Consider the following 12,716-nt stretch of genomic DNA (forward strand, 5'->3'; position numbering starts at 1 on the left):
GGATACCTAAAGATGGCAAAGGTCATGGCAAAGGACGCGTTTCTCAAGGCATGCCGCAGGGAAAAGGCCGGCTACACCCCGGTGTGGCTCATGCGCCAGGCTGGCCGCTACATGAAGGAGTACATGGCCATACGGGAGAAGCATTCGTTCCTCGAGATGTGCAGGAACCCCGAGATAGCCGCCGAGGTGACGCTCCAGCCCATAAAGGCTTTCGACCTTGACGCGGCCATAATCTTCGCGGACATACTCCTTCCGCTCGACGGCATGGGCATAAACCTCGAGTTCGCGAAAAACGAGGGGCCCGTGATATCCAATCCCGTCCGCACGAGGAAGGACATAGACGCCGTAAGGGTCATAAACCCCGAGGAGCACGTGCCCTATCTCCTGAAGGCCATAAAACTCGTAAAAGCGGAGCTTGCCGGCAAGGTCCCGCTCATAGGTTTTTCCGGCGCGCCTTTCACGCTCGCGAGCTACATCATCGAGGGCGAGGGCTCCAAGAACTACATAAACACGAAAAAGCTCATGTACTCGGACCCCGAGGGCTGGAAGGCCCTCATGGAGAAAATATCCGACGTCATTATAGTCTACCTCGAGGCGCAGATAGAGGCCGGCGTGGACGCGGTCCAGCTATTCGACAGCTGGGTCGGGTGTCTCGGGCCGGACGACTACAAAAACTACGCCATGCCTTACAGTAAGAGAATTATCGAGACCGTGAGAAAGAAGGGCGTACCTTTCATAAACTTCAGCACCAATACCGGGACATACCTCGACACCATCGCCAAGACCGGCGGGGACGTGGTGGGCGTAGACTGGAAGGTGAGGCTCGACGAGGCCTGGAAGACCATAGGCTATGACAAGGCCATCCAGGGGAACCTCGACCCCGTGGTCCTCTTCGGCCCTGTAAGCGAGATACGGAAGAGGGTCAAAGATATACTCGACATGGCGGGCGGAAGGCCCGGCCACATATTCAACCTCGGCCACGGCATAATACTCGGCACGCCTGTAGATAACGTCCGGGCCGTAATAGACAGCGTTCACGAGCTGAGCGCAAAGTAAAAAGGTGAGAAGGGGCGTCCTGAGATGAGTGAACTTCCGTTAAAGGGAATACTCCTCCTCGCGTTCGGCGGGGCGGACTCCATAGAGAGCGTAGAGCCTTTCGTAAAGAACGTCCTGAAGGGCAGGACCGTTACGCCGGAGCTCGTGGCGAGGACCGTCGAGCGCTATAAGCTCATAGGCGGAAGGTCCCCTCTCCTGGAAATAACCCTTCAGCAGGCCAAGGCCCTCGAAGAGGAGCTCAACTCGGGCCCGGACGTCGCCTTCCGCTACAAGGCCTACGTGGGCATGAGGTACTGGCACCCCTTCATAGCCGAGACCGTGAAGCGGATGAAGGAAGACGGGGTCGAGGAGGCGGTAGCCATAATCATGTCGCCCTTCACCTCGATCGTGGCCACCGGCGCCTACGAGACTGACGTTGAGAACGCGCTCAACAGCCTCGGCAGCGGCCCGGCCATATCTTTCATGCCATGCTGGCACATAGAGCGGGCCTACCTCGACCTCGTGGCCGGGAATATCCTGAAGGAGCTCTCGGAATTTACGGACCCGGGGGACGCGCTCGTCATATTCAGCTCGCACAGCCTTCCGAAGGTCGCCCTGCAGGGCGACCCTTACGAGATGATGGTGAACCAGTCCGCCTCCCTCATAATGGAAAGGGTCGGGAAGGCCGATTACAGGATAGCGTACCAGAGCAAGGGCTCCGGGCCCAGGGAATGGCTCGGGCCGGAGACCGAGGAGGTCATAGCGGAGGCCGCGAAGCGCGGGAAAAAGGGCGTAGTAGTAGTGCCGCTCGGGTTTGCCGCCGACCACGTTGAGACTCTCTATGATATAGACATCCTCTTCAAAGACACAGCGCGCTCGAACGGGCTGGAGTGGAGGCGCACTCCGTCCCTCAACACGGACCCGGCCTTCATCCGCATGCTCGCCGGCATAATGAAAAAGCCCGCTGAAAAAAAATAATGAAAAGAGTCGTGATAATCGGCGGCGGCATCGCCGGGCTCGCAACCGCGTGGAGCCTCCGCGAGCAGGCGCCCCAGGGCGCGGATTTCGAGATAGTCCTCCTTGAGCGGAACGAGAGGTTCGGAGGCAACATACGCACCGAGAAAGAGGGCGGCTTCCTGATCGAGGGCGGCCCCGACTGCTTCCTCTCGGAGAAGCCCTGGGCAATGGCGCTCTGCAAGCGCATAGGCCTTTCAGGGAAGTTCCTCCCCACTAACGACAGGCACAGGAAGACCTTTGTGCTCTCGGGCGGCCGCCTCCACGTGCTCCCCGAGGGGGTCATCCTCATGATCCCCACCAAGATACTCCCGCTCGCGACCTCAAGCCTCATATCCTGGCCCGGAAAGGTCCGGATGGCAATGGACCTCTTCGTACCGAAGAGGAAGGGCGGCGGGGACGAGAGCCTCGGCGATTTCGTAAGAAGGCGCCTCGGGAAAGAGGCGCTCGAAAAGATAGCCGAGCCGCTCGTGGCGGGCGTGCACGCGGGCGACCCCGAGACCATGTCAGTGAGGGCGAGCTTCCCGAAGTTCGTCCAGCTCGAAGAAGAGAGCGGAAGCCTCATCCGGGGCATGATAAAGAGGATGGCGCAGGCCGCAGCGCACAGAAAAACCGGAAAGCCGGGCGGCCAGTCCGCTCCGGGCAATAAAGTCACGATGTTCATGACATTGAAGGACGGCCTCTCGGAGCTCGTAGAGACGCTCACCTCAAGGCTCGAGGGCATGGAGAAGACGGTACTAAGGAAGGGCGTCCAGGCCGTATCGATCGAGAAGGCCGGCGAGAAGGCCGGGGCAGGCTACCGGGTGGACCTCGAAGGCGGCGGCTCGATAGAAGCTGACGCGGTCATCGTCGCAGCCCCGGCGTGGGCGGCGGCCTCGATATTGAAGGGCGAGGACGCGGCGCTCTCGGAGAAGCTCCTGACCATCCCCTACGTTTCCACGGCCACCGTCTCCATAGCGTTCAAAAAGAAGGACATAAAGCACCCGATGAACGGCTTCGGGTTCGTGGTGCCGAAGGTCGAAGGGCGGAAGATCATGGCCGCGACCTGGACTTCCGTCAAGTTCGCGGGCAGGGCCCCGGAGGACTCGGTCCTCATAAGGTGCTTTGTCGGCGGGTCTAAAAACGCCGAGCTCGTCTCGCTCGGAGACGCCGATATGATAAAGATGGTAAGGGAAGAGCTCCGGGACATAATGGGCATAGGGGCAGAGCCGGTGCTCGCCAGGGTCTTCAGGTGGAGGAACTCGATGCCCCAGTACACAATCGGCCACGAGGAGCGCGTCGCATGGATTGACGAGCGCCTCAAGAGCCATCCGGGGCTCCATCTCGCGGGGAGCGCCTATTACGGCATAGGCATAAGCGACAGTATCCGCTACGGCGAGGTCGTGGCCAAGCGGGTGATAGACCAGATCCAGGGCAAAAACTGACCATCCTTTCCGGTCCGTTTCAACCGGAATAAGCCCCTGCAAGCCGGTAAACCAAAAAACTTTGCGGCAGGCCATTCAATAGCCCATCACCTCCGGTCCTGATCCAATACCTTCTCTACAAATCAAATCCAGTCTGCTGAAAAGCTCAAGGTGCAGGATGTCGAATAATGAGGCATGCTTTCCTGCCTGATTTTGAAGGCGGCGCGTTCAATGGATTTTTCAGCAGCTGGTTAAAGAAAACCCTGCTTTCTTCCGATAAGTAATCGGGGCGGGGGATGCGTTTGGTTTCCCTCCCCGTTTATTTTTGGAAGGAAGGCTTGATGAAAAAGATTTTCCGGGTCATCTGGTCCGATTGCAGGCCCACCCTCTCCATAGGGACAAAGACGCTCCTCGCGTTCCTACTCATCATATCGGCGCTCACCGGCGGCTTCTATTTCTTCATCTCCGTTAAATTCTCATCCCAGGCCCACCAGGAGGCCGTTAACGAGATAGACTCGAAGCTCCGCGGGGCGTGGAGCCTTTTCCAGTCGCGACCCGAGCAGATGAAGTTCGGCATGCTCCAGGCCGCGAGCGAGCGGGCGGTGAAAGCGGCGGTAAAGGCGCGCGATTCCGAATTCCTCGGCAGTAACCTCGAAGGCTACTCCGAGATGAGGCCTTATGTCGACCTCTGGGCCGTCGTTGACGGCAACGGGCGTGTCATCGCAAGGAGGGACAGGAGGGCCGGGGGCGTCCTGGAAATAAACGGCGCGATACGGAAGGCGCTGGAAAGCGGCGGGCCGGTCATCTCCACCGAGCTCGTCCCGAGAGAGCTGCTTGAAAGGGAGGGCCTTAAGATCCCCGAGACGGACGAGGATGGGCTTATGCAGCTCGTTACGGTGCCGGTCATGGAAAACGGCGGGGTCACGGGGGCTTTCGTCACCGGCACGCTCCTTAACGGCAACAGCTGGCTGCCTGATACCGTATACAGGTACTTCAGCGTGAACGCCTCCGTCTTCACGATAACGGAAAAGGGGGCCAAGGTCGTTTCGGCATCCGGGGTCCAAGCCGGTGTCTTCAGCCCGCTCACCCGCCTGGACCTGGACAACGGCATCGGGGGCCGGCTGCCCGGGAGCGAGGGGTTCATCGGGAAGACCGAGCTCGACGGAAAGGGCGTCTTCCTTGGGATAGAGCCGATATTCGGGCTCGACGGCCGGCCCATTGGCGCGCTGGCCGTGGCCGAGCCGAGCTCGAAGGTCGAGGCGAACATCGCCCGCATGAAATCGCAGATACTGGGGGTGGCCGCGGCCGGTGTCCTCTTCTCACTCCTCCTCGCGGCGCTCACTTACAGGGACACATTGAAGCCCGTCAGGGCCATAAGGAGCGCTATGGACGAGACGGCCTCGGGCAACCTCGACGTGGCCCTTGACATCAGGACCAAGGACGAGTTCGAGAACATCGGGCAGGGCTTCAACCTGATGGTCGCGTCCATAAAGACCAGGGAAGACCGGCTTGAAAGCTTCAACCAGCTTTCAAAGGTGCTACTCCAGTACAACGACCCGGGGATGCTCCTGGAGAGGGCCCTTTCCAAGATAGCCGAGCTTACCGGCTCCGAGGTCGGTGTCATATACATATACGACGACGAGACAGGGATATTGAAACCAGAGGTGCTCTGCGGGATAAACAAATCAGGCCTCTCCGGCACGGAAAAAGGAGAGGGGCTCGCGGACAGGTGCTTCTCGGAGCAGAGGACGCTCGCGCTCCTTGACCTCAGGAACGCAAGCGGCCCGGTAATCGACGCAGGCATACTCAAGTTCAATCCCGCGGGACTCGTCTGGCTCTGCCTCACCTATAACGAAAAGCCCATGGGAGTGCTCCTCCTCGGGTCGATATCGCCGTATGAGAAAGAGATGCTCAAGCACATGGAGCACCTCGTAAACCAGATAGCCATAGCCCTCGATAACGCGATGGTCCACAAGGAAATCGAAAAACTCTCCATGACCGACCCGCTCACGGGAGTTTTCAACAGGAGGCGCTTCGGCGAGCTCCTGAAGGAGCACTTCAAGGCCGCCTCGCGGTATAAATACGAGACAGGGCTTCTGATGATGGACGTGGACAACTTCAAATATATAAACGACACTTTCGGCCACCAGCAGGGCGATATTATCCTCTCGGAAATAGGCAGGCTCCTCAGGGAAAGCACCAGGTCAACGGACGTGCTGGCAAGGTACGGCGGGGAGGAATTCGTGTGCCTCGTGGCCCATACCGGCAAGGATGGGCTGCTGGCGCTCGCCGAAAAGCTCAGGAAGACGGTCGAGACGCACCGTTTCCCGGGCTTGAGGGACTGGCAGGTCACCGTGAGCGTGGGCGCAGGGCTATTCCCCTCCGAGGGGGTAAGGTGCGAGGAAGACCTCGTCAAGGCGGCGGACGAGAACCTTTATTTCGCGAAGAGGAACGGCAAGAACCAGGTCGCCTTTGAAAAGCGCCCTGAAGCCAGGCTAGTATGATATGTTGTCTTTTTAACCATTGCCAGGAAACCCTCCGGCTCGTAAAGGCCCGACAATCACGCGCTCTATCCTTAGCAGGCTTAAACCGCTTAACCCTTTTTTAAACACTAATCAAGACCGTCTGGACTAACCCGGCCCAAAGAAGTTATAATCGTCGCATGGCTACCGGCTTGAAGGAAAGGTCCTTTTTCTCCGCCATATGCGTCGAGCGCTGCGGCGGCGTATGCTGCGACCCCTGGTGGGGCATCATCTCGTATCCGGTCGTAAGGGATGGCGGCCTTAAAAACGCTTCCGCCTTCAGGGCAGAGGTGCTTAAGGGCATAAAGGCGCGGGTCGAGAGGATAACGGCCGCCTATAAAACAGGCGGGGAGGAGCCCCGGAAACTATTCGGGCAGCCCGAAAGGTATAATGTAGTAGTAAAGGATATTCGGCGGTCCGGGCAGGCGCTCACGATAAACCTCATTGCCATGTTCGCCTTCAGGTGCTCTCTTTTGGCGGAGGACAAGTCCTGCTCCATGCACCCGTCCATCATCGGGCGCGAGATAAGGCCCCCGCATTGCGGCGAGCTCGGCTCTCCTGAGGCAGGGCCCGGGGAAAAGGGCTTTTGCAGGATAATACACGAGGCGGGCGCGGCTAAAGGCGATGAAACTGCGATCCATGCGGCCATAGAAAGGGAAAAGGGCATCTCGGGGAGGAGTTTCAACGAAGGCGCGGCCACCGCCGAGGAAGCGGCGGAACGTGTGGCCGGGGCCGTCCGGTCGTGGTGCGAGGCAAACGCGCCGGACCTTCTGCCCGATGAAAGGCCCGCAGAACCCGGACGGAACGACCCCTGCTGGTGCGGGAGCGGCGCGAAGTTCAAGAAGTGCCACGGCAGGTAATGCCTCTCTTTCAATATTTAGGGCCTCCCTCACCTTGTGATGAGCGCGACCGGCCCCCTCGGCCCTGCCGGGAACCCTTCCCTTATAAGAGCCACATCCTGGCCGCAGACCCTGTAATCGAAAAACTTCTCTCCTGATGGGCCTTGTGCCTCGTATTTTACGGTCACGCGGCTGCATGCCCCGGCTTTTTCCACGCTATTGTACTTTGCCTCATATCTCGCGCCGTTTACGGCCCTCACAAAATCCATCCGCAACGACGAGGCCTGGAGGGCAACTTCTTCAAGGAGCCTTGTATTTTCCCGGGCCTCTGTTTTTTCCGCCTTGACGGACCTGGCCTCAAGCCTTGCTATTTTTTCCGGTTCTTCTGCCTTGATATAGTCCAGCCACTCAAGGCCGCGGCCCCGGCTCAGATGAAACTTTTCCGGCTCGCCGGGGCTGTACCGGTAGTCCTTTTCGACAATGAACCTCGAATCCCCCTCGCAAGCTAAATACCAGGGGTACTTGCCCTCTCCTCCCGACGCGATATGCTCCGCTGCATCGTCAGGAGTGACCTCCACGAGGCGCACGAACCCGCCGAACCTTTTAGAGACGACCGCCAGGGGCCGTCCGCCTTCCTCGTTGCAGAACGCGCGCATCTTATTATAGACGTCGATACCAGCGAGGTTTCCGTCAATAGGTCCCCCGGACAGGTTCGGAAGCTCGCCTTTACCTGCCGCGCTAGCGCCCCCTGATGCAAGCAGTGCCGCCAGAAGCGCTGCCAGGATTATCCTGTATATCAGCATAATGACCTCCTCTTTCTTGAAAAGACGGAACCGGAAATCGCCCTTTTCTTCTACCCGGAGGTAATAGCAAAAGGAGTGCCAGCTGAATTCAAGGGAATTTCCTGAAATTCGGGGGGTCTGATACGAAGCGAGGGGCGGCCCCTATGGAATCAATTCCATAGGGATGGAACGAATTCCATATTATTCGAGGCCATAGGCCCTGATTTTGGTAAGTAGCGTCTTGTAGTCTATCTTGAGGATGGAGGCTGTCCTGGCCTTGTTGCCGGAAGATAGCTTGAGCGCCTCCCTTATCGCGGCCCTTTCCGCCTCCCGCGCCGCGTGGGACGAGACCTCCTTCAAGGGCATGACAGCCCCGGCCGTGCGGCCGTATCTTTCCTCGGCCCCGAGGTCGAGGTGCGTTGGGAGGACCTCGGCCCCGCCCGCCAGGAGGGCGGCGCGGCGCATCACGTTCTTAAGCTCCCTTATATTGCCCGACCAGGAATGTTTGAGGAGCGTCTCCATTGCCGGGCCGGAGATGGAGAGCGGCGGCCTTTTAAGCTCCCCGCACGCGTCCGCAAGGAACCTGCCGGCCAAAAACGAAGTGTCGTCCGCCCGCTCGCGTAGCGGCGGGAGCGTTACCGTAAACTCGTTCAGCCTGAAGTAGAGGTCTTCCCGGAAGCCGCCTTCCTTTACAAGGGCCCTCAGGTCCTTGTTCGAGGCCGCGAGTATCCGCACATCGACCGGGACGGGCTTGCTTGAGCCCACGCGGCAGACCTGTCTTGCTTCTACGGCTCCGAGGAGCTTCGCCTGGAGCGCGGCAGAGGTGTTCTCGAGCTCGTCTATGAAGAGCGTGCCGCCAGAGGCGGCCTCGAAGTATCCGCCCCGGGCCCTGTCCGCGCCGGTGAAGGCGCCCTTCTCGGAACCGAAGAGCTCGCTTTCTATGAGGGGCTCGGGGATGGCGCCCATATCGACCCTGACGAACGGCCCTTCTTTCCTGCGGCTCATGCGGTGGATGAGGCCCGCGATCATGGATTTCCCCGTGCCTGTCTCGCCCTGTATTATTATCGAAAAGTCGCTTGCCGCTACCCTTACGAGCTGGCCGATTACGCGCCTTATGGCCTCGCCCCTGCCGAGCGCCGATTCGAGAGAGGCGTCGACCGCGGACTTAAGCCTTGCCACATCGCGCTCAAGCTCGAGCTTCTCGACCGCCTTCCGGATGAGAAGCGTAAGGGATTCCATGTCCGCGGGCTTGGTCACGAAATCATGGGCCCCGTTCTTTATGGCCTCCACCGCCGATTGTATGTCGGCGTATGCGGTAAGGAAAATGACCGGGACAGCAGGGTCGATCTCCTTCAGGGCCCTTAGCGTCTCGAAGCCGTCCATGCCGGGCATCCTGTGGTCGAGTAGCACGGCGTGCGGCCTGAACCTGCTGAATTCCTTTACGCCGGATGGGCCGTCCGGGGCCTGGGAAGTGGAGAACCCCCTCATGGAGAGGAGCTCCGAGAGGACGAGCCTTATGTTCTCCTCGTCGTCTATTACGAGCACCTTGTGCAATAGAGCGCCTTTCAGCCTGCGAAATAGCGGCCCTGTGCCATATCGGAGACGGACTTGACGAGGGTGCCTGATGGGATTAGATCAAAGGTGAGAGGGGCCGTACAGGATGAGCATACTAAAGTTCTTACTGCAAATCAAGGCCGCGCCGGGGAGGGGTTGACAGCCTGCGGGCGAGCTCGTCAAGGAGGAGATTGAGCCTCTCACGTTCGCCTTCAGCCCCCTTTGAGGACTCCCTGAAAACTCCCAGTATGAGGGCCTTGCCGCCCATGACGAAGGTAAAGGTGCTTACCTCGGCAGTGATTGATCTGCCGCTTGAATGGAGCAAAACCACGTTGTGGGTCTGCCCTGCCGCGCCCTCGACGGCCTTCCGGAAAGTGGAGCTGTAGTGTTCAGATTCCTCCGGCGGGTGGAGCCTGGTCTGGTGCATGCCGGCTATCTCGTCCACGGGCCTTCCGATGAGCGAGCCTGCGGCCCTGTTTGCGTGAATTATGATCCCGCTCCCGGCATCGGCGACGAATACGGCTTCACTTATGAGATCCAGCAGCTTGCGGTAGGCATATTGATATTCGCCGAGGGCCTTCTCGGAATTTTCGCGCGCGGCCATTTCCGCAAGGAGCATCTCATTGGCCTTTATGAGCTCGGTTGTGCGCGAGCAGAGGAGCGCTTCGAGTTCGAGCCTCTCTCTCTCGGCCCTGAAAAGCTCTTTCAGCTCCGCCCTGAGCTTCCGGATCTCCTTTATAAGGCCATTTTCACCTGTGCCCATATGCCACCTTAAGCGGCAACAGGTCCGCGCTCAAGTAATTGCTCTCTCGTTTTAATATGTGAAAAGAGCCATAGGACATGATTCCGATTCAAACCGGCTAACCCGGCCTGACAAGGGCGATTGCCAGCGCCGCGAGGGCCAGGGCCGACAAGCCGTAAACAGCGGCGGTGAGCCTCTTTATGGTCTTCCTCGTGGATTCGAGCTCTCTTTCGGCTGATTTAAGCCTGAGTTCAAGGGTGATGAGGTATTCACGGAGCCTCTCGTCCTCAATATCCCTGTACTCCCTTTTCAGGGAGCCGAGCACCGTGCGGGACGCGTCTATGACGGTCCTCGATGAAAGGATGAGGCCTGCGGCCCTGGCTATGAGGGCCCAAAACTTTAAAGACATTCTCTTGCCCGCGAATTGGGGTTCAGCGGCTTATTACGGGAAGCCTGGATAGGGCTTCCCGTATCTTCTCCTCGGGATACTCGTAGTCCGTGAGCTTTCCGGCAAGGTAGTCGGCATAGGCCTGCATGTCAAAGTTCCCGTGGCCTGAGAGGCCGAAGAGTATAACCTTCTCCTTGCCTTCCTCCCTGGCATTTATCGCCTCTTCTATCGCGGATTTTATCGCGTGCGCGCTCTCGGGCGCAGGGATTATGGCCTCTGTCCGCGCAAACAGAAGGGCCGCCTCAAATACCTCGGATTGGGGCCAGGCCGCGGCCTCGATGAGCCCGTCGTTGAAGAGCCTGCTTACGAGCGGGGCCTCGCCGTGATAGCGGAGCCCGCCCGCGTGGATGCCCGGGGGCACGAAGTCGTGGCCGAGGGTGTACATCATGAGGTACGGGGTAAGCCCGGCAAGGTCGCCGAAGTCGTAGCGGTACTCGCCTCTTGTAAGGGTGGGGCAGGATGACGGCTCAACGGCTATGACTCGGAGGTCCCTGCCGTTTATCTTGTCGAGTAGGAACGGGAAGGAGAGGCCCGCTATGTTGCTTCCGCCTCCGCTGCAGCCGATGATTACGTCGGGGAAGTCGCCGGCGATCTCAAGCTGTTTTCCGGCCTCCTGCCCTATTATGGTCTGGTGGAGGCAGACGTGGTTCAGGACCGAACCCAGGGCGTAGTTGGTGTCCGCCCTTCCGGCAGCGTCCTCGACCGCCTCGGATATGGCTATGCCCAAGCTTCCGGGGCTTTCCGGGTCGGCCTCAAGTACCTTTCGGCCCGATCGGGTCTTCTCTGTGGGGCTTGCCAGGACCTCGGCGCCCCAGGTCTCCATGGCGACCCTCCTGTAGGGCTTCTGGTGATAGCTTACCTTTACCATGTAGACGGTTATTTCGAGTCCGAACATGCGGCCGGCAAGCGCGAGCGCAGATCCCCACTGGCCGGCTCCGGTCTCTGTCGCTATCCTCTTTATCCCTGCTTTCTTATTGTAATAGGCCTGCGGGACCGAGGTGTTTGGCTTGTGGCTCCCGGCCGGGCTTACGCCCTCGTATTTGTAATAGATGCGCGCCGGCGTCTTGAGCGCGGCTTCCAGTCGGTGCGCCCTGTATAGAGGGCTCGGCCTCCAGAGGCGATAGATGTTCCTCACCTCTTCGGGTATCTCGACCCAGCGTTCTGTAGCGACCTCCTGCTCGATAAGCGACATGGGGAATATGGCCTTGAGGTCGTCAGGGCCGCAGGGCTCAAGGGTGGCTGGATGGAGGGGCGGGGCCGGGAGGTTCGGCATGTCCGCCATTATGTTATACCACTTCTGAGGTATATCCTTTTCAGGGAGAACTATCTTCGCCTCCGCCATGGGACGCCTCCGGCATGTCTGTGTACGGCTATTTTAGCATATGGCAGGGCCGATGCAAGGATAAGCGCTGCGGCTTCGGGGTCAGTGATGCAGAAAGCGTAGTCCGCGCGCCCAAACGATTTTTTGCCAGAGCACGCGGATAATCGTTCCCTACTGATGAAACATCCTGCTTCTTATAATAAGACTATCGGATCCGTCGAGGAGGCTTTCGAGAGGTCTTTCGGGCACCCTTATTTCCCGTATGCTTTTTCGTATTGCCCCGGAATTCCGGCAGATGCGCTTCCTTCCACTCGCCTGGCTTCAGTTTTCCGAGCTCCCATTGCCCGATGCCGGTCCGAATGAGTCGGAGCACTGGATGGCCAACGTGCGCGGCCATGCGGCGGACCTGCCGGTTCCTTCCCTCGGTTATCGTAATCCTCAGCCATGTATCGGGGACTGTCTTTCTGAACCGGACGGGCGGGACCCTTTCCCAGAAGGCCGGGGGCTCTTCAAGAATCTCTACCACTGCCGGGAGGGTCATGCCGTCATTCAGGAGCACGCCGGTCCGGAGCTTATGAAGGGCCTCTTCCGAGGGTATGCCCTCCACCTGGACGAAATAGGTCTTTGGCGTCTTGTTTTCCGGCCCGGCTATAAGGGCCTGGATATGGCCTTGGTCCGTGAGCGCAACGAGGCCTTCGCTGTCGTAATCGAGCCTTCCGGCGACATACACCCCGGGAACGGGGATGAAATCCGCAAGGGTCCTCCGCCCTTCGGTATCCGTAAACTGGCAGAGGACGCGGAAGGGCTTGTTAAAAAGGAGCACCCGGGGATTGGTGTTTGCTTTTTTAGTCTGTCTTTTTTTCACGGAGTATAAGTTTTATTTTTGTTATAGCACTTCCTTATATCAAGGGCAATTCAAAGAGGAGAGGGGTCATGCAATTCATTTTCAAATTAAAATGCGGGAGCAAAGGAGAGCGTAGATAGGGCTTTAGAAAGAGAATGGTATTTTTTCTGGCGTATGTTGCTTTCCCCATCTTCGAACAGGATACCAACCCA

Annotated in this window: 11 protein-coding genes; 5 read left to right on the forward strand and 6 right to left on the reverse strand. The window is 58.9% G+C overall.

What is annotated here, in order from left to right; all coding sequences use genetic code 11:
• Nucleotides 1–12 precede the first annotated feature (12 nt).
• From hemE to QY316_12835, 5 genes are all read left to right on the forward strand, one after another.
• Entirely contained in the window at nucleotides 13–1,056 is a 1,044-nt protein-coding gene (hemE, locus tag QY316_12815; protein WKZ32771.1) for a uroporphyrinogen decarboxylase, read from the forward strand.
• Between the two features lie 24 nt (nucleotides 1,057–1,080).
• Nucleotides 1,081–2,013, forward strand: a complete 933-nt coding sequence (hemH, locus tag QY316_12820) for a ferrochelatase (GenBank protein ID WKZ32772.1) — start codon at nucleotides 1,081–1,083, stop codon at nucleotides 2,011–2,013.
• Nucleotides 2,013–3,473: a protoporphyrinogen oxidase gene (gene hemG / locus QY316_12825; GenBank protein ID WKZ32773.1), complete on the forward strand. Its 1,461-nt coding sequence runs from the start codon at nucleotides 2,013–2,015 to the stop codon at nucleotides 3,471–3,473. The genes hemH and hemG overlap by 1 nt, the downstream gene beginning before the upstream one ends.
• Nucleotides 3,474–3,793: 320 nt before the next feature.
• Nucleotides 3,794–5,956: a diguanylate cyclase gene (locus QY316_12830; protein WKZ32774.1), complete on the forward strand. Its 2,163-nt coding sequence runs from the start codon at nucleotides 3,794–3,796 to the stop codon at nucleotides 5,954–5,956.
• 158 nt (nucleotides 5,957–6,114) lie between these two features.
• Entirely contained in the window at nucleotides 6,115–6,834 is a 720-nt protein-coding gene (locus QY316_12835; protein WKZ32775.1) for an SEC-C domain-containing protein, read from the forward strand.
• 29 nt (nucleotides 6,835–6,863) lie between these two features.
• Here the strand turns inward: QY316_12835 and QY316_12840 are convergent, their stop codons facing one another.
• From QY316_12840 to QY316_12865, 6 genes are all read right to left on the reverse strand, one after another.
• Nucleotides 6,864–7,616 (reverse strand): hypothetical protein, encoded by a 753-nt coding sequence (locus QY316_12840; GenBank protein ID WKZ32776.1) that lies wholly within the window; start codon nucleotides 7,614–7,616, stop codon nucleotides 6,864–6,866.
• Nucleotides 7,617–7,796: 180 nt separating this feature from the next.
• Entirely contained in the window at nucleotides 7,797–9,140 is a 1,344-nt protein-coding gene (locus QY316_12845; GenBank protein WKZ34128.1) for a sigma-54 dependent transcriptional regulator, read from the reverse strand.
• A gap of 133 nt (nucleotides 9,141–9,273) precedes the next feature.
• Nucleotides 9,274–9,912, reverse strand: a complete 639-nt coding sequence (locus QY316_12850; GenBank protein WKZ32777.1) for a PAS domain-containing protein — start codon at nucleotides 9,910–9,912, stop codon at nucleotides 9,274–9,276.
• Between the two features lie 97 nt (nucleotides 9,913–10,009).
• Nucleotides 10,010–10,300: a hypothetical protein gene (locus tag QY316_12855; protein ID WKZ32778.1), complete on the reverse strand. Its 291-nt coding sequence runs from the start codon at nucleotides 10,298–10,300 to the stop codon at nucleotides 10,010–10,012.
• A gap of 22 nt (nucleotides 10,301–10,322) precedes the next feature.
• On the reverse strand, nucleotides 10,323–11,681 hold the full coding sequence (locus QY316_12860) for a TrpB-like pyridoxal phosphate-dependent enzyme (GenBank protein ID WKZ32779.1): 1,359 nt from the start codon (nucleotides 11,679–11,681) through the stop codon (nucleotides 10,323–10,325).
• Nucleotides 11,682–11,865: 184 nt separating this feature from the next.
• A complete protein-coding gene (locus QY316_12865; GenBank protein ID WKZ32780.1) occupies nucleotides 11,866–12,525 on the reverse strand; it encodes a pseudouridine synthase in 660 nt (219 codons plus the stop codon).
• Nucleotides 12,526–12,716: the final 191 nt, after the last annotated feature.

The sequence above is a fragment of the Thermodesulfobacteriota bacterium genome (assembly GCA_030583865.1).
Classification (GTDB): Bacteria; Desulfobacterota; GWC2-55-46; order GWC2-55-46; family GWC2-55-46; genus UBA5799.